The following is a 19,408-nucleotide window of genomic DNA, read 5'->3' as shown; positions in this document are numbered from 1 at the left end:
CTGAAATTTCGTCGCGGCGCTTCCGGTCCTTTTTACGGTTAACCTTCCGACGGCCTTGTACGCCATTTGGATGTGCTTTTCTCATTGTAAAAACCCTCGCTTAATTAAAATAACAATCGACTGTAAGTGTACTGGTTTTTAAGCCAAAATGCAAGGCTTTCACGGGATTTCGCTAGACTTTTCCGGTCAGGAGGGTTGACAGCCCGCGGGTTCCTGTGATTTTATTAAAATTTTTGGTAACGGGAATTTAACCTGTCAGAGAGTGGTATATTAGATTCGTTGTCACAAAATAGCAAGAAAGGGACGGGAACATGCAATTCTTAAAGACAAACCGGGGGCGTGCGCTGGCCTGGTTAGTGACGCTACTACTGGGCGGCTTGATCGTCTGGGGGACGCAGCACGATGCGGCGTTGTACCACGACCCGATCATGCAGGTCACACAGGTCACGACGGGGCAGCCGAGCAAGGAAACCGATGATTTCCACAACACGGATACCCAGACCAAGCAGACCTTGCACGGTAAAATTTTAAACGGCCGTTATCGTGGCCAACGCCTGACCGTGACCAATACGTACTCGCGTTCCGGCGCCATGGATCAGCGTTACCGCGTGGGCAGCCAACTCTTCGTGGTGGTCCATGATCATCAGAGTGCTCACCTGACGGCCACGGCCAAAGACTTGAAGCGGGATACGCCGTTGCTTTTCATGATCTGGCTAGTCGTGGGCTTATTGTTGTTGATCATGCAATTCAGTGGTTTCATGGCCTTTCTAAGTGTGGCGGCCAACGGCGTCCTGTTCTTGATCGCGATTCTGCTAAATGGTTCGACGCAAGGCGCTCAGGTCTTGTGGATCTTCGGTAGCCTGGCCGTGGTCTTTGCGGCGCTAACGCTATGGTTGGTGCTCGGTGCCAATCGGCAAATGCTGATCACCCTGGCGACGACGCTAGGGGGGACCGCCATCGCCATTGTGGTTGCGTTGCTAGTCTTTCATTTTACCCATGAGCGGGGGATGTTCTACGAATCCATGCAGTACGTCACCCAATTGCCGCGGCCGCTATTTTTGGCCGAGACCTTACTGGGATCCCTGGGAGCGGTCATGGACGAGTCGACCGACATCATTTCCTCGTTATTCGCGTTGAAACGGGAACGGCCGGAGCTCTCAGCCGCGCAGGTGTTCAAGTCCGGCCGGCAGATTGGCAGTACCATCATGGGGCCGCTGATCAACGTGCTGTTCTTCATCTTCGTGGCCGACACCTTCCCGATGGCCATGTTATATCTGAAGAATGGTAATAGCTGGGGCTATACCTTCTCGATGAACATGTCGATGGGGGTCGTCCAAAGCCTGATCAGTGGGATCGGTATCGTCTTGGCCGTGCCACTTGCCAGTTTCTTAGCCAGTCGTTTCATGGAAAAGAAGGTGCGCGCATGAGTACGATCAATGTGTTGGGGCTAGTGTTACTGGTCTTGATGATTCTGGTGGGTGGCAAGGCTGGGGCCCAATCGTTTCTGGCGTTACTGCTGAACTTTGGTCTATTGTTCTTAGCCATCGTCTTGGTGGCCTTTCAATTTCCACCGCTGATCGTGACGTTGGTCGTGGGCATGCTGGTTTTGGCACTGACCATTTTCATGAGCAGTGGCGACGACCTCTCCAGCACGGTGGCTTTTATCGCCTCTGCGGTGGTCCTGGTGGTCTTGGTCCTGTTGATCGTGCCGGTCGAGCACTGGGCGCTGGTCCAGGGATTCGGCCCTGAAGATAGTGAGGACTTGGAAGGCCTGTCCGTCTTAGTTGGCGTCAACTTTGTCCAGGTGACCACCGCTACGGCCATTTTAAGCACGTTAGGGGCGATTGCTGAGGCAGCCATGGCAATTGCTGCAGGGCTCAGTGAAATCCTTGAGCAGCACCCACAGGTCACTTTAAAGAGCTTGCTGGGGGATGGCATCGCCGTGGGCAAACAAATTATCGGGACGACCTTTAATACCCTGTTCTTCGGTTTCTTCGGTGGCTTCCTCGCGCTGTTCATCTGGTTCACCGGCGTCCATTACTCAGTGGGTGAAATCTTAAACGATAAAATCTTTGTGTCAGAAATCCTCATGATCCTCTTCGCCATGGTCAGCGTAATCCTGACCGTACCCATCACGACCTGGGTCATGACGCGGGCCGTCGCGGGTCAACGCAAGCGAGCGGCTAAAAATGCGTCTGCGGATAAATAGGGGATGCACCTAACCAATTAATTGAGAAAGACGTAGGCGAGTGATAGTGATTGCTGGTCTACGTCTTTTTGGGCATTGTAAACTGAGAAGTATTATTGTCGTCCAACTCAGTGCGATAAGACGGGTTATTCGCCGCCGCATGGTCCGAACTGGCCGCCTCCCGTTCGCCAAATATGGGTCGGAACGCGGTGGGCGGACGGGTCGAGCCAGAGGGCGGTCTCGACGCCTCGTCTTTGAGCCGAAATTCACGTCTCAAAGACGCCAGTTTTAAAAGCGGCATGAACCATGTCGCTTTTAAAACTCCCACGGCTGAACCCATATTTGGCGAACTCCGGCTATGGGGATGATTAACCACCAATCAGTTTAATGCTGGGTAGCAGGTGGGTTACAGAAACGCTGGCCCAATTCAGTTTCACCGAGAAGTACCGATTCGCTGAAGTCGGCTGGTATTCAGTGGCGCAAGTGAACCGGAAGCCCATTTTCCTAGAGCAGACAGAGCTTTTGGTTTAGCGGTTAGAAGGCCATTCGACCAGGACTTATGGCTTAAGCATCCGCCACCGCTAGCTATCTCAGGTTAGGGCGCTCACGAAGTTAATCAGACTATCGTTGTGAAATGACAACGTTCAGCTACGTTAGTGGGGTAGTCTACCACGTAGCCGTGAGCGAGCTAAATTTGGACTCAGCCGTGGGCGTTTTCAAGTGACCTACTTGGAAACGGGCGTCTTCGAGACGTGGTTTTCGGCTCGAAGCGAGTTTGAAGACCGCACTTTGGCTTCGACTGGTCCTTACCATAGCGTCACGGTCCAAATTTGGCGAACGGCAAGGCGGCCAGCGCGATACAGTGTCGCAGCCAAAGAACATTGTCGTCAAAAAAACGGCCACCCGGAAAACTCCGAGTGGTCGTTTGATTTAACCGTTAAATTAGTTGCTGCTAGCACTGCTAGTTGCCGTGGTGCTGCCGCTGGCACTGGATGCCGCTGCGGTGGCAACGCTGCTAGAACTGGCGGAGCTGGAACTTTCGCTGGTCGTGGTTGGGACATTCTTCACGCCAGACAAGTTCTTGGAGTAGACCCAGTAACGCGTCTTACTCTTGGTGTTCTTGGAAGGCTTGATCCGGTACCACGTTTGGCCCGTGCTCTTCTTACCAACCATGTCGATGTAGTACGTCTTGCCAACCTTAGGGGAGATCTTAGACCAACTTTGACGCTTGGCGTTCTTGTTGGCACCCTTCAGGTGGTTGTACAGGTAGTACTTCTTGTATTTCTTGCTTAACGTGGCTTGCTTGTTCACAGAGGTGTACTTGGCTGAGACCAGCTTGGTGTGTGACACGTTCATGGCGTTGTAGTACTTTTTAACCATCGTGTAGAACATTGCCATGGTGTACTTTTGCCCAAAGTACTTGCTGCCGGCACTGGCATAGTAGCCAACGGGGTCGGTATGCGTGGAGCCGCCCAGGTGCTTAGCGACGGAACCATGGGACCAAACCGTGCCTTTGCCATCGTAAGCGGCATCGTTAGGCTTCAGGTTGTATTCATTCAACAGGTAAGCCGTGTACCAAGAAGCGTTAGCGATTTCGTGGGCAAAGGCGGACTTGCTGTGAACTTCGACTTGTTCAAATTGAACGAAGCGCGCGTTGCCAGGGAAGCCGACACCCCAAGCCAGGTAATCGGTGTTGGCGATGTTAATGATCCGTGAACCATCAACGAAACTGTGGACGAACGCGTTGTTGTAGTTACGCTTCATATAGGCGATTTCGTTGTAAATGGTGGAGGAAGGGTTGGCCGTTTCGTGAACGACGACACCCTCTGGCTTGGCCTTACCGTGACGGTATTTGTTCTTAGGGAAGCCACTCCAGATCGACTTGGTCACCTTGGCTGGCTTGATGTCTTGGCTATCAATATAGCTGTTGACCTTAGAAGTAGCGGCAGAAGCCGTCGTCGTTGATAAACCTAAGATTCCGGCAGCACCTAACGTGGCCAGTGCAGTTAAAACAAATTTGTGCATTTTCACCCTGATCATCCCTCATATCTTTCTAGTCATTTTTACGACGGGTCTAGGACAAAAGTCTCAGGCCCTTTGTGTCTCCGAATATCTGGTGTTGAAACCTGGGACAAAAGGCAGCTGGTTCCGCTTAAAACTGATAAGCAAACAATCCAAACCCGGGATTATTCGCTTATCAGTCTTAATGCTCGCCAGCTAACCGCCTTTTGTCCCACTCTCGCTCAGTCGTCTTCGATTAATATCCGATATCAACTATATACATTATCAGCGGCCACGACAAGCGCCAGACGGGGCTTCATGGCCAATATTACGATGGTAATAACGATAGCCACGGCTTTTGTTCGGGGTGTTTTCAAAAAGATTAAAACTTAACGACACCTGTAATGTGGCTGTAACATTGCCGTGGCGGGGCTGAATGGCTCTTTCATGAAAATCCTTGTGAAAGGAACCAGGCCTTGACTTGGTAACGGTTCAGTAAATTTATTCCGGTGATGGCCACACGAAAAAAGGGGCCAAGACGAGTGCCCTGGCCACCTAACGGATTGTTTATGTGATTGACGGACTTAGAGGTGATTGGCCTCCTGAGCCCATTTTTGCCGTTCCGGGTCAATGTGGAGCTTTTGTTGACACTCCGGACAGAGACCGTAGACCTCAACGTGATTACTGGTTACCAGGTAGCCAGTCTGTGCGCTGGCCTGTTGGTTCAGTTCATTTTCAATCTTAGAAAAGTCAGGCGTAAAGACGTCGGTGATCTTACCACAATTTTCGCAGATCACGTGGTAGTGGGGCCGACCGTAAAAGTCGTAGCGAATCCCACCGTTGTCGTTGGGAAGCTCGATCACGATGCCCAGGTCCACGAACAGATTCAAGGTGTTGTAGACCGTGGCCATGCTGAGGTTAGGCGCCTCAACGGCTAAGGCGTTAAAAATCGTATCCACGGACGGGTGATTGTGGTGCGTCACCAGGTAGGTCAGAATGGTCTGCCGCTGTGGCGTCACCCGAACGTGGTGGTCTTTTAAGGTTTGTAAAGCATGAGTAAGAAGCTGCTGCTGACCAGCCAAGATAAATCCCTCCTTGGATTGAACGTGTTACTGTCAGTAAAGGGTCAGTGGTTCACTACTGAGGGGATGACCCCTCAGTCACGGGCGTTGCCACTGGAAAGGACAACTTGACCATTATAACCATCTCCGGCGCAAACGCAAAGCGCTTTTTGAGAATCACTCTAGCCTGACTCTATTAAACCACACCTGGCCGAGACTTCCAGTAAAACGACTTATTTAGAATGAATCGCAATTAATTTCAAAATATGGGAATTGAGAGTTTACATTTCCCGAGTGGATGATTACAATGGGTCTAGCGACAGATAATAATGATTCTAAAGTAGCTAATATTATTAGTTATCCCGAACTTTTATTTCGAACAGTGTTAGAATAAAAAAGGATGTAACAAAACTTATCTGGGGGCGGATAGCAATGGAGAGAACGAAGAAACCAGCCACCTTGGCACAACGCATCAACGTGTTGCGGGCCAGCGTGATGGGCGCAAATGATGGGATTTTATCAGTGGCCGGCATTGTCATTGGTGTGGCCGGTGCGGCAACGAGCAGCTATGCCATCTTTATTTCGGGAATCGCCGGGATGATCGCCGGGACGGTATCCATGGCCATGGGCGAATACGTTTCGGTCAATACGCAAAAGGATGCGCAGCGTAAGGCGATTCAAACGCAGACCAATGCGTTGGACCGGGATTACGACACGGAATATGGCTTTGTTCGGGACAAGTACCTGGCTAGCGGTATCAAGCCGGAACTGGCCGAACAAGCGACCCACGAAATGATGACCAAGGATCCGTTGAAGACCACGGTGCGGGAGCGCTTTGGCTTCAACGTGGGGGAGTATACCAATCCATTTTCCGCGGCGATTGCCTCGATGATCTCATTTCCAACCGGGTCGATCTTGCCGCTGGTCTCCATCAGTCTCTTGCCGAAGAGCTGGCGGATCATTGGCACGTTCTTGGCCGTCGTGATCGCACTGTCGATCACCGGCTACGTGGCCGCCATTTTGGGCAACGCTAACCGGCGCAATGGCACGGCGCGTAACGTGATTGCCGGTATCTTGACCATGCTGGTCACTTACGGCATCGGCCGATTATTTGCCTAGGGGAGGGTTCTAAATGGTAGCCAATCAAGAATTACACACGAAAAAAGTTAAGCAACACCAAACGATGGATGAAAAACTGAATACGTTACGGGCCGGGGTGCTTGGGTCCAATGATGGTATCCTGACCGTCGTGGGGGTCCTGTTCAGTGTCGCCGCAGCCACGAACAATCAGTTTACGATTTTCATTGCCGGCTTGTCCGACCTCTTGGCCTGTGCCTTTTCCATGGCGTCGGGGGAATACGCCTCCGTCAGCACGCAAAAGGATACGGAAAAAGCGGCCGTGGATAAGGAAGCGCGACTGTTGAAGAGCAATTACGCCGATCAGCAGGCGGCTGTTCAAAAGTTCTACGAGGACCGTGGTGTGACCGCGGCCACGTCGCTAGCCATCGCTAAGGACTTGATGGCCAAGGACGCCTTGGGTACGGTGGTCAACGTCAAGGATGATATCCAGCTCGGGCACTACATGAATCCGTGGGACGCGGCGTTTTCTTCACTGTTTGCGGCGTCCATGGGCGGTATCTTTCCGCTGGCGGCCATGACCTTGTTCCCGGCCGCGACGCAGTGGCCTGCAACCATCGTAGCAGTCCTATTGTCCGTGACCTTGACCGGGTTTCTGAGTGCTAAATTAGGGCACGGTCTGGTCAAGACAGCCATTATCCGCAACGTGATCGTCGGCATTATTACCATGTTTATTCACTACTACGTCGGTCAATTCTTCTAAGCAGATTATTCTCACTTTCTTATTGCATTGTCAGATAGCAAGTGTACAATGTATCGAACACGTCAAATGGGTGAACCAATGTGTGTGCGTTTGGAGAGTGGGACAAAAGGCGGTTAGTTGGCGAGCATTAAGGCTGATAAGCGGAACCAGCTGCCTTTTGGCCCAGGTTTCAACACCAGATATTCGGAGACACAAAGGGCCTGAGACTTTTGTCCCAGACCCCACGCGCTATTATTCGGAAACACCGTGAACCGGGGGAATCAGACCCGGTCCCATTTGGCGGATTATTTTTTGAAAGTGAGGAATTTGGCTTGAAGCGCAAGATGAGTTTATTCTCTCTAGTCATGCTAACGCTGAGTGCCATCATTGGCTCGGGGTGGTTGTTTGGGGCTGGAATGGCAGCCCAAATCGCTGGCCCAGCCGCAGTTTTATCATGGATTTTAGGGGCCATTGTCATTGGCCTGATTGCATTGAATTACATTGAATTGGGGACCATGTTTCCCACGAGTGGCGGGATGAGCCAGTACGCCGCCTTCTCCCACGGACCGTTACTGGGGTTCGTGGCCGGATGGGCCAACTGGCTATCCCTGCTGACGATTATTCCCATCGAAGCCGTGGCGGCCGTGCAGTACATGGCGTCGTGGCCATGGGCGTGGGCCAACTGGACGCGAGGATTTATTCGACAGGGCAACATCACCAACGAAGGCTTGATCGTGGTGTTCCTGTTCATCCTGGCATTCACGCTGCTTAACTTTTGGTCGGTGAAATTACTGACGCGATTCACCAGTTTTATCTCAATCTTTAAGCTGTTGATTCCGACCGTCACGATCATCGTCTTGATCTGGACCGGCTTTGACGTGCACAACTTCAGTCAGACTGCGGGATTCATGCCCGGGGGAACGGCTTCGATCTTCTCAGCTACCACGGCGGCCGGGATTATCTTTTCGTACAACGCCTTTCAAACGACTATCAACATGGGCAATGAAATCGAGCATCCCGAGCGCAACATTCTCTGGGGCATCGTCATTGCCTTTGGTATCAGTACCGTGATCTACACGCTGCTTCAGGTGGCCTTCATTGGGGCCGTGCCACAGGGTAAATTGCTGCAGGGCTGGCAAGGGGTCAACTTCCAGTCACCATTTGCGGACCTGGCCATTCTCTTGAATCTAGGTTGGCTATCGACGTTGCTTTATCTGGATGCCTTCGTGTCGCCCTTTGGAACAGGGGTCTCATTCGTGGCCACGACCAGTCGCGCTTTAGCGGCGATGACGGGGACTAAGCACATGCCGACACGGCTGGGTGAAGTCAACCGCAAATACCAAACGCCTCGGCGCGCCATGGTCGTCAACATGCTCCTGGGAGTCGTCCTGGTGGCGGGCTTCCGGAATTGGAGTGCGCTGTCCAACGTGATTTCCACGTCGACGCTGATCGCCTACCTGACTGGGCCGGTGACGGTCGCAGCTCTTCGGCGACAGGCGCCACAGTTCGCGCGGCCATTTCACCTACACGGCCTGCGTGGCTGGGCCCCCTTGGCTTATGTCCTGGCGAGTCTCGCCATTTACTGGGCCAAGTGGCCGACGACCATTGAAGTCTTTGGCGTGATTGCCCTGGGACTGGTCTTCTACGTGTATTACGAGGTACGCCGGCCCGCGGGGTGGCAAGCCTTGCGCGCCAGTCTCAAGGGCAGTCGCTGGTTGCTGGTCGAAATGGTCTGGCTAACGGTCATGTCGTTAGCTGGGAGCCACGAGTTCGGTGGCGCGGGCTGGTTGCCATACCCACTGGACTTCGTGTTCGTTGCGGTCGGTAGTCTAGCCTGTTACTATCTGGGCGTGCGGGATGCGTATGTCAGTGAATCCTTTGAAATTGCAGAAGAATTAAATCAACGGGTGAGCGAGGACTAGGTCTGACGCTCGTTCTGGGTCGTCCACGGGGCGGCCTTTTTTCTTGGGGTGCGTTTTGTTAGGTTAGCGAACGGTCAGGCGGCCAGCACGGACCAAGGTGCATTCAAAGACTAGTTTTATCCCCGTAAACCCTGGTGTCACCATAAATCTGGCTACTTTCGAGCTTGCAACCTTTAGTTATCGATTCGCTAGCTGTGTCGTTCCGGTCAGCTGGCGTTTCTTGCCAGTTTTTAAACCGCAGTTAGTTGAACGAAAAAAGGACGTTTGCAATTGGCAAACATCCTGATGACTATTTTGTTTAAAAATTACTGCATGGCCGCCGGTGAGCAGTGAGGCAATCCAGAAGAGACGGGGTTAAGCGCGCCACTGCCAGGAATCTGCGTGTTTCTGGAAGCCCGCGGCGGCTAGGACGGCTGTGTCTAATTTGCCAGCGTCGGCGAGTGTTAGCGTGGTCAGCTGTAATTCTTCATGACCAAAGTGCACCAGGCGGTCGACGATTTCTTGTTGCTCGCTGGCCGGCAGGCGTTTGCCATAAAAGCCGATCTTACCTGTGTGGGCGGTCAGGTCCAATTCGCGAAAGCCGCCCCAGGCGACCAGTTTGTGGATGCGCCGGCGTTCGATACCCCAGGTCAACGCCGTCCGGTTCATGGTGTCATGCATGGTGGTATTGACCCAATCGGCGGTGGCACCGAGGTCGTTGCCAGTCAGGTCGGCAACATTTTTCAACTTGAACTGAGTCAGCCAATCGAAACGAAAGAGGGGGGTCAGTAGGGGATGATACCCTTCAAAACTAGACATGTGTGGTGGGTCCTTTCAAATAGTGTTTATCTTCATTGTACCGGTCTTTACAGATTTCTACCAGTGACTTCCTCGGTGTTTACCCGCGAGCTGTGCTATACTTAAAAGTGATAGTGACAAGTTGAAAGGGGCAGCACACATGACGGAAGATTTTTACATTGGAACTTATACCAAGCGCATTAGTCGCGGGATCTACCGGATCAGCGTGGACACCGCAGCACCTAAGCTCATGGATTGTGAATGGTTAGCTTCAGCTGGAAGCCCAACCTACATTGCCAAAGCCGCAGCCAAACGCTTATACGTCATCAACAAGAAGGAAACGGATGGCGAGACCCACGGTGGGTTGATCATCTATGACGTTTCCGAAGAAAAGCCACGGGCCATCCAACAGGTCTTGGATCCAGGGTCGTCACCAGCCTACGTGGCGGTCGACGAAGCCCGGCAATTGGTCTACACGGCCAACTACCACACGGCCGCAGTCACGGTTTACGCCATCGCTGAAGACGGAACGTTGACCGAAGCGGATAAGGTCATTGATTCTGATCCAGTTGGCCCAGCACCAGAACAAGCTGATGGCCCGCACCCCCATTTCGCTGACCTGACGCCGGACAACCGGTTAGTCGTCTGCGACTTGGGTTCAGACCGCGTTTACGTGTACGACGTGTCCGCAGCTGGTAAGCTGTCCCCAGTCAGTCAATTGGAAATGCCCGCAGGTTACGGCCCACGGCACATCGTCTTTGACGATAAGAAGGGTGTGGCTTACCTGGTCGGCGAACTCAGCAGTAACGTGGCCACATTAAGCTACGATCCTGCCACTGGCAAATTTGCTGTGAAAGAAATCACCTCAACGATTCCCGCTGACTGGACGACTCACAACGGTGCCGCAGCCATTCGGTTGAGTAGCGATGGCCGGTTCGTTTACGTCTCCAACCGGGGCAACAACTCGCTGGCTGTCTTTGCCAGTGACGACGCCGGCAAATTGACGTTGGTACAACGCATCTCCACGGAGGGGGACTTCCCGCGTGACTTCAACTGGACGTCAGACCAAAGCTTGGTCGTCGTGGTCAACCAAAACTCAGACAACGCAACGTTGTACAAGCGTGACGCGCAGAGCGGTAAGTTGACGCTGATTCAAAAGGACTTCATGGTTCCAGAAGGCGTTAGCGTCTTACCCGCTTAATTTAAATAAGATTAATTCAAAAGCCACAGTCGGTTGAAAATTACTGACTGTGGTTTTTTTACGTCATGGTTGGGGTCTCTGTCCGCCTATGACAGGCTAGGCTAATCCGTAATTTAGGAAATGAAGTAGCAATGACTGGTAGGCGGGCAGACTAACGCTATCGCCACTAGACTGGATAATGGGCTTTGAAGTAAGCGGCCATCGTTTGCAGGTGGTGCTCCAGGCTCAAGCGCTTGACCACGCCTAGGCCGGGGAAGTGTTGCTGGTCATGGTATGCCGCCAAAGCCTGGGCTGCTGGCGTTTGGACCGCCGCATCTTGCTCGGGCAACCACTGCGCCAATTTGGCCACGGCCTGGAAGAACTTTTCCTTGGGGTGGCGGAAGTCGTCGCGGTCGTCGGAAACGAATCGGTGAATCCGCAACTGGTCGCCGGCAAAGTAGGTGAGATGGAGGGTGACGGCCCGAGCGGGATAGCCGTGCTCGCTGTAGTGTGCGCCGCCAATGGTGTAATCACTGACGCCTTGGTAGCCATCGAGGGCAGCCAATGCCCAGTCATCGCTGAAAAAGCCGTCCGTGATGTCGGCGTAGCTGCGGTCGTGCTCGGGCAGCCAGGCGTGGTCAAATAAACTCACGCTGGGCCGGTCAATCAACTGCCGAATCCGGGCTTCCGGTGGGACCAACAAATAGGTCGGGGCCGCTAGCCAACCGGCCTGTTTGGCGGCGACCAGTTCGTCGTATTGCCGCGCCACCAGTAGCGTTCGGTGGTCAGCCGTTGGCGTCAGGCTATCCGGAATCGTGGTTGGCGTGAGCACGTGGCCCACGATGAGCTGGGGATTGGTCGCGTAGGGCCGCCAATCATAGAGCTTCTGCTGGGTCAAGGCGTAGTCACTGACGGTCGGATTGGCAATGACCACGAGTGGTTGGTCGTGCGTGACGAAGGCCGCCACGGTTTGGGGGAGCGCGCGAATGTCACGGACAGGTTCGATGATGGGAATAATGTTGGGTGGCAGGATATGTTGCTGGGCAATATTTTTCAAAGCCAATAGGTCATACTGCCGCCCACGAAAGTAAGGAAAATAAATCATGACTGCGACTCCTTTAGCTGTTGCTGGAGCTGGTGGCGTTCGAGGTTCAGCGCGTCAATTTCGCTCTGCAAGGCCGTGACCGCCGCGGACTGGGTATCTTCAATGAACTGGTCGTAAAAATTGGCATCCGGGTCGTAAATATCATAATGTTGATGACGCTTTTTTAATTCCTGGTATAACCGTTCGGTGCTGTATTGTTTTAAGCCCGTGGCCATCTGTTTGGCCTTACCGACCTCACGCGCTTGGGAAGCGATAAAGCGCGTGGTCAACTCGGATTCGGGGACCTGCAAGTCCTGGCGTCGTGGTGGACGGGCGACGGTCAAATAGCCCGGTGTGCTGGGCGCTTCCGTTGCGGTGGCCAACAGGGCGGGATCAAAGGGCCGGTAGATCAGGACGCCAATTTTAGCCGGAATTTCGTCCGCAACTTCCTGATAGAGTTTGAGCGGCAAGACGAAATAGTTGTAGTGACCGATGAAGGACAATTTGGCCTTGGAGTGAAAATCACTCTTGGTGACCTTCAGCTCGTAGCAGCGCCATTCGATGGACTTGTCCGGCATCTCCTGGTAGCTGAGCGTGTCGACGATACCCTGGTCATCGGGCATGGTGACTTCCTCGACGGCAAAGGCACCGGCTTCGCGGCAATAGGCGTAGAGTGTGGCCTCGAGGGCTAACGTTAATTTGGTTTTCATTGCGGAACCTCCTGATGCCAGAAATTTTGCACGGCGGTCGTCAGATGTTCGGGCCGATAGAGTCGTCGAAAATGTTGCCAGTGCCGGGGATACAGATCGGTGTAGCGGGGGCTGGCAAACCGTTGATCCATGAGTAAAATGATGCCCACGTCTTTGGACCCGCGAATCAGTCGACCGGCGGCTTGAAAGACGTTGTTCAACCCGGGAATCTGATAGGCAAACGCAAAGCCACGGTGGGACTGTTCATCAAAGTAGTCGCGCAGCAGGTCCGTTTCGGGATTGATACCGGGCAGACCCACACTGACGATACCCACGCCAATCAGCCGGTCGGATTTGAGGTCGATGCCCTCGGAGAAGATACCGCCGAGAATGGCAAAGCCCACCAGCGTTTCGCTGGGGTCGGCGGTGAAGCTGGCCAGAAAGGCGGTGCGGTCGGCCTCGGCCATTTTCGCCTCTTGGCAGACGGTCTTGATGTGCGGGTAGGCCAGGTGAAAGGCCTGACTGACGGTTAAGAGGTAGCTGTAGGACGGCAGGAAGATCAGGTAGTTGCCAGTCTTGCCGTCGACCAGCGTCTTGATGGCCAGCAGGATCTTGGCCAGGTTGGCGTCGCGTTGCTTGTAAGTGGTCTGGATGTAGTTGGTGACCAAGATGGCTTGGTGTTCGGGTTCAAAGGGCGAGTCCAATTGGTAGGCCAGACTGTCCTGATCGCCGCCCAACACCGTTTGGTAGTAAGTCATGGGCGACAGGGTCGCGGAGAAGAGCACGGCGCCGTGGCCCAATGCCAGGCTGTCGGCCAAAAAGGCGCTGGGATCCAGGCACAGTTCCTTGAGCGTAATGTTGCCGTCCGCCACTTCCAGCCGCATGCGGTAGGTGTCGTCGAAATATTCGCCGATACGCTGGTAGCTGATAGCGGCAAAATAGTAGTCCAGAATGGCCTGGGTAAAGGGCGTCTGCGGCTGGTCGACCAGCCAATCGTGAATGGCTTCGACCAGGCGAGCGAGGTCGTGGTCAAAGTTTTCTGGCGGCAACAAAAAGGTCTTGTCGGTCTCGCCGTCAGCCAGCATCGGTTGGGCCACGTCATGAAAGGTGGCCCGCAAGTCTTGGAGTCGCCGTCGTAGTTTGGGTGTGGCTTGGGCCAAATCGCGGCTCTCGTCGATCAGATGGTCCAGCGGGCGACTGGTAATGGCCGCCGAATACATGTCCCGTGAGCGGCTGACCAGGTTGTGGGCCTCGTCGATCAGGAAAAAGTTGTCGGGGTCTTCCGTCGCAAAAAAGCGTTGGAGATGGACCTGGGGGTCGAACAGATAGTTGTAATCGCCAATGATGACGTCACAAAAGAGGCTGGCGTCCAGTTGAAATTCAAACGGGTCCAGCGTGTGTTTGCGAGCATAGTCCTCGATAACGGGGCGGGTGAGTTGGTCATTGTGCTGAATCAGATCCAGTAGTGCCGGCTTCAACCGGTCGTAATACCCCAGCATGTAGGGATTCTCCTCGGGGGTCAGGTCGGCTTCTTCGGGAAACATGATCTTATCCTTGGCCGTCAGGGTGATGCTCTTGAGTTTTAACCCTTGGCTGGCCATCAGGCTCACGGCTTCCTCGGCCACGCGCCGAGTGCTTTGTTTGGCTGTTAAATAAAAAATGCGTTGGATGACGCCTTCGCCAATTGCCTTGATGCTAGGAAAGAGCGTAGAAATCGTTTTCCCGGTTCCCGTGGGTGCTTCGGCAAACAGCCGTTTACTGGTGAGAATCGTCTTGTACACGGCGACGGCCAGTTCGCGTTGTCCTGGCCGATAAGCACCGAAGGGAAAGTCGAGCTGCTGGATGGTCGGGTCACGCCGGTCGCGTAGGTCAGAACGAAATTTCAGCCAGGTCACATACTCCGCGATGACCTGATTGAAGAAGGCCGTCGCCTCGTCTCGCGTGATGACTTGGTCCGTCTGGGTGGTGGTTTCCGTATTAGTCTGGAAATAAGTCAGGGTCAACGTGACCTGGTCGAGGTCAGTCTCCTTGGTCATTAGTAGGTAGGCGTAGATCTTGACCTGCGCCCAGTAGAGCGTCAGTGTGTTGTCGCTGAGCTGGTCGAAGACGGTTTCGGACGTCTTGATTTCCTCAATGCTGGCGGCCTTTTCCGTCAGGGTCACGCCATCAGCTCGGCCGTGAATCAGGTAGTCGTCGCCGTTTAAGGTGAGCGCCTGTTCTAAGTAATATTCCTTTTGGTAGTTTTCGCCGCGCTGTTTTTGCAGGCGACGGTGGATCTGCGCGCCGAGTAGCGCGGTGTTCTGGCTGCCTGAGGTGGCACTGAGGTCACCAGTACGCAAGGTGAACTCCACCAACTCACGTACGCCTAATTTAATTGGCATCCGGCCATCGCCTCCATTTCTGGCAATATCATACCACACTTTCCGCCGAGTTTGAACGCGTGTTCGCGGAAAGTGGAAAGCTTGTGAAAAAGTTGTAAAAGGATTGGCAAAACGTATGTAATCGCTTACAATAGGATTCAGAGGTGATTATAGATGAAGACAATCGGATTTCCATTATACGAAGAAATGCCCACGATCCAAGAAGAGGAAGGGGTAGCCCTGCAACGAATTTGCCAGCGTTACGCCGGGACAGCCAAGATTCGGGTCAACGCCAACGTTGAACTGGATCCGCAGCTGGCCCATGAAGTGGCGCAGCTTGCTGAGTATGGTGGCGATTTTGTTCAGGTCGTTGCGGACGGCCCGGATGAGGCTAAGTTGGCGGCCGCCATTCATCAGCAGCTGGCCAAAGATAAGTATTGTTATTAACAAGTTAAGGATTAAAATGCGAGGTCGCCGTGTCTAAGCGACCTCGTTTTTGCGTAGGTCGCGCCAATGTCAGCTGGCGATGCCAGGCCTTCGGTAGCTGACTGGCGCTTGACGATGGCCGGCCGATTCGCTAAGCTCAAAGCAAACGGCTAAGGGAGGAACGATTATGGATGAAGCACAAGTGGAACGTCTCTGTCAGATTGCGCCGAAGTACGGTCTGACACTGGAGCACCAGGGCTTGATAATTACGAAAATTAACGATCAACCCACGACGTTCGATACAGCAAGCTATATGCCCGATCAATTTATTGACCTCTTATCTAAAATGATTGCGACTAATATGAAGGCTGATTTATGGCAATGGCAATGATCAACAGAAAAAATTAGCGCCGCAGCTCCTGATGAGTTGACGACGCTAATTTTATAGACAGATTTATTCTTCTTCCCAACGGTCGAATTCGTTGGGGTGGCTACTCAGATAGCTCATAGCCTCACTGGCTAAGGCGTTGCTAGCAGCGGTAAAGTCGTGGGGGGCGTCCGCTTCGTCGGCATCGGCTTCGTCATGTAAGAAGCCCTCGGCAAGGTCCAAATACTTGGTCCGTCGGCCAGCACCATCGTCCTTGAACAATTGATCCAGTCCGGTTAAATCTGATTTGGCCGCAGCCGCGACCTTTTCGGCTAAATTGGGTTGTTTCCCTAATTTAATAGCGGCATAATCCATCAGGAAGTCATTCATATCAACGATGATGGCGTGCCGTGAGACTCTTTCTTTTTTGTTTGCCACTTCTGGTCACCTCTTACCCTTAATTTTAGCCATTATCGGCATATTACGCAATTAATCACACATTGTTAAGCAATTAATCGTGTTTGTCCCTTAACTATCGGCATAATTGTCAAAAAAATCGGTTTTTGGCAAAATTTACCGAAAATTTACACGAATGCGACGGAAAATATATATTCACCACGTAGAATCAGGGTTGTAAGTTAAAGGGGAGCACCGCGAAAGTTATTTGGGTCTTCGCTTACGTCGTGGTGATTCTACTATCTTAAAAGACATGGAGTGACAGAGATGAATAAGGGATCAAAGTTAGCAATGGGGATTGCGGCAATTAGTTTATTATTAGTTGGTTGTGGCAAGGCAACGAGTTCGACCAGCAGCAAGAGCAGTAGTAGCGAAGCCTTATCTGGTAAGGTGACGGCAGTGGGTTCCACGGCCTTACAACCTTTAGCAGCCAAGGCAGGTGCTAATTTCCAAGCCAAGAACAGCAAGGTTAACCTGACCGTTCAAGGTGGTGGTTCTGGGACTGGGTTGAGTCAAGTCCAAGCAGGAGCCGTTTCAATTGGGAACTCTGATATCTTCGCTGAAGAAAAGGCCGGCATCAAGGCTGATAAGCTGACTGACCACAAGGTTGCTGTTGTCGGCATGGCACCCGTCGTTAACAAGGATGCCGGTATCAAGAACCTGAAGATGGCCCAAGTTAAGCAAATCTTTACTGGTAAGATCACCAACTGGAAAGAAGTCGGTGGGAAAGACCAAAAGATCGTCATCATCAACCGGGCCCAAGGAAGTGGGACACGAGCAACGTTTGAAAATGCTGTCTTGAAGGGTGCCACTGCCGTGAAGTCCCAAGAACAAGATTCTAACGGTGCGGTTCAAAAGATTGTGGCCACGACACCTGGTGCCATTAGCTACCTGGCCTTCTCTTACTTCACGAACAAATTACAAGCTGTTTCCATCGACAACGTCACGCCAACGGACAACAACGTTGAAAACAACAAGTGGAAGATCTGGTCTTACGAACACATGTACACGAAGGGCACGCCTGATAAAGCCACGACTGCCTTCCTGAAGTACATGGATTCCAAGGCTGTTCAAAACAGTTTGGTTAAGGACATGGGTTACATTAGTATCCATGACATGAAGGTGTCCAAGGACGCTAAGGGAACTGTTACCCAAAACTAAGTAATCGCTATTAATGGTCGTAGTCACAGGGGTGGAGGTGCGAATGGAGCACCTTCACTTTTTTTAAAGGGGGAGTCAATTCATGGAGCAAACAAATTTTCAACTTAAACAACAAAAGACACAGTCTAATGACTGGTCGGCTCGGTTGCATCACGCGACCCGGGCCACCAGAGAAGACTGGGTCGGTAAAGGTATCAGTTACCTGTGTATCGGCGTCATCATCTTGGTGGTGGCATCCATGTTGTGGTTCATTACGTCTAAAGGAATCGCCACTTTCACACAAAATCACGTGAGTCTGGGCAAGTTCTTGACCGGGACTGACTGGGCACCTGACCAAGGGAAGACCGGTGCCTTGCCGATGATCGTGGGGTCATTTGCGGTGACCTTCGCCGCCGCAATCGTTGCCACGCCATTCGCAGTGGGAACCGCCATCTTCATGACGGAAATCTCACCGAACAAGGGTCGCAAATTACTGCAACCTGTGATTGAATTGCTGGTTGGGATTCCATCCGTGGTTTACGGGTTCATTGGGTTAGCCGTCGTGGTACCATTCATGCGGAGTATCGTGGGTGGTTCTGGTTTCGGGATCATCTCGGCCACGTTCGTCCTGTTCGTCATGGTCTTACCAACGATTACGTCAATGACCGTTGATAGCTTACGGGCCGTGCCACGGCACTTCAAGGAAGCTTCACTAGCCTTGGGAGCCACGCGTTGGCAAACCGTTTCGCGGGTAATCCTACGTTCCGCAACGCCGGGGATTCTGACCGCCGTTATCTTCGGGATGGCTCGAGCCTTCGGGGAAGCCTTAGCCGTGCAAATGGTTATTGGGAACGCCGCAATTATGCCGAAAAACTTGATCTCACCGGCTTCAACGCTGACGAGTCAATTGACCACCGGGATTGGGGACACCATTGACGGGACGTTACCCAACAACGCGTTGTGGTCATTAGCTTTAATCTTATTACTGATGTCATTATTCTTTAACGCACTCGTACGGGTCATTGCTAAGAGGGGGCAACTCAAACATGAACGCTAAACGAACGGATTTTCTGGCGACGGTCATCATTGACTTAATCGTTGCTACCGTGGTGGGAATTCTGGTATTCCTACTGGCTTACATTCTAATTTCTGGGTTGCCACACGTGAGCTGGTCATTTCTGACCGGAACGACCGATGCCTTCAGTGGTGCCGGTGGGATTGGCGTGCAACTGTTCAATTCCTTTTACCTGTTGGTTCTGACTATGGTGATCTCAATTCCCATTTCATTGGGAGCAGGGATTTATTTGGCGGAATACGCCAAGGACAATTGGCGGACCAGCTTGATTCGTTCCGCCATCGAAGTCTTGAGCTCATTGCCATCCGTGGTCGTTGGGTTGTTTGGTTTCCTACTGTTCGTGGTGAAGTTCAAGATTGGTTTCTCCGTTATCTCTGGGGCCATCGCGCTGACCTTCTTCAACCTGCCGCTGTTAACGCGGAACATTGAAGAGTCACTTAGTGCGGTCTCTCGAAGCCAACGGGAAGCCGGGCTGTCACTCGGTCTGTCCAAATGGAAGACGGAAATCGGTATCATCTTACCCGTTGCCTTGCCAGGAATCGTGACCGGGATCGTCTTGAGTGCCGGCCGGGTCTTCGGGGAAGCCGCTGCCTTGATCTACACGGCTGGGCAAAGCGCCCCCGTCACCAACTTCGCTGACTGGAACCCGATGGATGCGGCCAGTCCGCTGAACCCGTTCCGACCAGCAGAAACGTTGGCGGTTCATATCTGGAAAGTGAACACGGAAGGATTGGCCTCCAATGCGGCGCAATTGTCCGCGGCGGCTTCGGCGGTGCTGATCATTGCCGTTCTGTTGTTCAACTTGGGCGCACGGCTACTGGGAAACTTCCTCTACCGTCGTGTCACGGCCAGCAAGTAAGGGG

18 protein-coding genes are annotated in these 19,408 nt (G+C 52.8%); 11 read left to right on the top strand and 7 right to left on the bottom strand.

Annotated features, from left to right (window positions below; genetic code table 11):
- Positions 1-311 precede the first annotated feature (311 nt).
- Positions 312-1,427, top strand: a complete 1,116-nt coding sequence (locus tag NGM66_RS00340; RefSeq protein ID WP_208908866.1) for a YibE/F family protein — start codon at positions 312-314, stop codon at positions 1,425-1,427.
- Positions 1,424-2,209 carry a YibE/F family protein gene (locus tag NGM66_RS00335; protein WP_208908868.1) on the top strand — a complete coding sequence of 262 codons (786 nt, stop codon included), beginning with the start codon at positions 1,424-1,426 and terminating at the stop codon, positions 2,207-2,209. Before NGM66_RS00340 ends, NGM66_RS00335 begins: the two co-directional genes overlap by 4 nt.
- Positions 2,210-3,130: 921 nt before the next feature.
- On the opposite strand, the gene NGM66_RS00330 is transcribed toward NGM66_RS00335, so the two are convergent.
- Positions 3,131-4,213 (bottom strand): peptidoglycan recognition protein family protein, encoded by a 1,083-nt coding sequence (locus tag NGM66_RS00330; protein WP_208910997.1) that lies wholly within the window; start codon positions 4,211-4,213, stop codon positions 3,131-3,133.
- 560 nt (positions 4,214-4,773) lie between these two features.
- Entirely contained in the window at positions 4,774-5,271 is a 498-nt protein-coding gene (locus NGM66_RS00325; protein WP_208908870.1) for a Fur family transcriptional regulator, read from the bottom strand.
- A 411-nt stretch (positions 5,272-5,682) separates the two neighbouring features.
- Here NGM66_RS00325 and NGM66_RS00320 point away from each other — a divergent pair, with 411 nt between their 5' ends.
- From NGM66_RS00320 to NGM66_RS00310, 3 genes are all read left to right on the top strand, one after another.
- Positions 5,683-6,369 (top strand): VIT1/CCC1 transporter family protein, encoded by a 687-nt coding sequence (locus tag NGM66_RS00320; protein WP_208908872.1) that lies wholly within the window; start codon positions 5,683-5,685, stop codon positions 6,367-6,369.
- Between the two features lie 13 nt (positions 6,370-6,382).
- Positions 6,383-7,090, top strand: coding sequence for a VIT1/CCC1 transporter family protein (locus NGM66_RS00315; protein ID WP_208908875.1), 708 nt, complete (start codon positions 6,383-6,385; stop codon positions 7,088-7,090).
- A gap of 323 nt (positions 7,091-7,413) precedes the next feature.
- A complete protein-coding gene (locus NGM66_RS00310) occupies positions 7,414-8,991 on the top strand; it encodes an APC family permease (protein ID WP_258115295.1) in 1,578 nt (525 codons plus the stop codon).
- Between the two features lie 354 nt (positions 8,992-9,345).
- Here NGM66_RS00310 and NGM66_RS00305 read toward each other — a convergent pair whose 3' ends face one another.
- Positions 9,346-9,789, bottom strand: a complete 444-nt coding sequence (locus NGM66_RS00305) for a GNAT family N-acetyltransferase (RefSeq protein ID WP_208908879.1) — start codon at positions 9,787-9,789, stop codon at positions 9,346-9,348.
- A 139-nt stretch (positions 9,790-9,928) separates the two neighbouring features.
- On the opposite strand from NGM66_RS00305, the gene NGM66_RS00300 reads away from it, so the two are divergent.
- Entirely contained in the window at positions 9,929-10,969 is a 1,041-nt protein-coding gene (locus tag NGM66_RS00300) for a lactonase family protein (RefSeq protein ID WP_208908881.1), read from the top strand.
- Between the two features lie 166 nt (positions 10,970-11,135).
- Here the strand turns inward: NGM66_RS00300 and NGM66_RS00295 are convergent, their stop codons facing one another.
- From NGM66_RS00295 to NGM66_RS00285, 3 genes are read right to left on the bottom strand one after another with little or no spacing between them, the layout of a single operon-like run.
- Entirely contained in the window at positions 11,136-12,053 is a 918-nt protein-coding gene (locus tag NGM66_RS00295) for a sce7725 family protein (protein WP_258115293.1), read from the bottom strand.
- On the bottom strand, positions 12,050-12,742 hold the full coding sequence (locus tag NGM66_RS00290; RefSeq protein ID WP_208908885.1) for a hypothetical protein: 693 nt from the start codon (positions 12,740-12,742) through the stop codon (positions 12,050-12,052). Before NGM66_RS00290 ends, NGM66_RS00295 begins: the two co-directional genes overlap by 4 nt.
- The gene (locus NGM66_RS00285; RefSeq protein ID WP_258115291.1) at positions 12,739-15,102 is read right to left on the bottom strand and encodes an ATP-dependent DNA helicase; all 2,364 of its coding nucleotides are present in this window, start codon (positions 15,100-15,102) and stop codon (positions 12,739-12,741) included. Before NGM66_RS00285 ends, NGM66_RS00290 begins: the two co-directional genes overlap by 4 nt.
- Before the next feature lie 153 nt (positions 15,103-15,255).
- Between NGM66_RS00285 and NGM66_RS00280 the strand changes: the two genes are divergently transcribed.
- Both NGM66_RS00280 and NGM66_RS00275 read left to right on the top strand, forming a co-directional pair.
- Positions 15,256-15,528, top strand: a complete 273-nt coding sequence (locus NGM66_RS00280) for a PTS sugar transporter (RefSeq protein WP_208908890.1) — start codon at positions 15,256-15,258, stop codon at positions 15,526-15,528.
- A 166-nt stretch (positions 15,529-15,694) separates the two neighbouring features.
- Positions 15,695-15,898 (top strand): hypothetical protein, encoded by a 204-nt coding sequence (locus NGM66_RS00275; RefSeq protein WP_208908892.1) that lies wholly within the window; start codon positions 15,695-15,697, stop codon positions 15,896-15,898.
- Positions 15,899-15,961: 63 nt separating this feature from the next.
- On the opposite strand, the gene NGM66_RS00270 is transcribed toward NGM66_RS00275, so the two are convergent.
- A complete protein-coding gene (locus NGM66_RS00270; RefSeq protein WP_208908894.1) occupies positions 15,962-16,312 on the bottom strand; it encodes a hypothetical protein in 351 nt (116 codons plus the stop codon).
- Positions 16,313-16,597: 285 nt separating this feature from the next.
- Here NGM66_RS00270 and NGM66_RS00265 point away from each other — a divergent pair, with 285 nt between their 5' ends.
- The 3 genes from NGM66_RS00265 to pstA all read left to right on the top strand — a co-directional run bounded on the left by NGM66_RS00265 (position 16,598) and on the right by pstA (position 19,404).
- Positions 16,598-17,491: a phosphate ABC transporter substrate-binding protein PstS family protein gene (locus tag NGM66_RS00265; protein WP_208908896.1), complete on the top strand. Its 894-nt coding sequence runs from the start codon at positions 16,598-16,600 to the stop codon at positions 17,489-17,491.
- 82 nt (positions 17,492-17,573) lie between these two features.
- Positions 17,574-18,527 (top strand): phosphate ABC transporter permease subunit PstC, encoded by a 954-nt coding sequence (pstC, locus tag NGM66_RS00260; protein WP_208908898.1) that lies wholly within the window; start codon positions 17,574-17,576, stop codon positions 18,525-18,527.
- The gene (pstA, locus tag NGM66_RS00255) at positions 18,517-19,404 is read left to right on the top strand and encodes a phosphate ABC transporter permease PstA (RefSeq protein WP_208908900.1); all 888 of its coding nucleotides are present in this window, start codon (positions 18,517-18,519) and stop codon (positions 19,402-19,404) included. The genes pstC and pstA overlap by 11 nt, the downstream gene beginning before the upstream one ends.
- Positions 19,405-19,408 lie beyond the last annotated feature (4 nt).

The sequence above is a fragment of the Levilactobacillus yiduensis genome (genome assembly GCF_024718525.1).
In the GTDB taxonomy this organism is placed as follows: Bacteria; Bacillota; Bacilli; order Lactobacillales; family Lactobacillaceae; genus Levilactobacillus; species Levilactobacillus yiduensis.
This window is presented reverse-complemented; position numbering and strand designations above follow the sequence as displayed.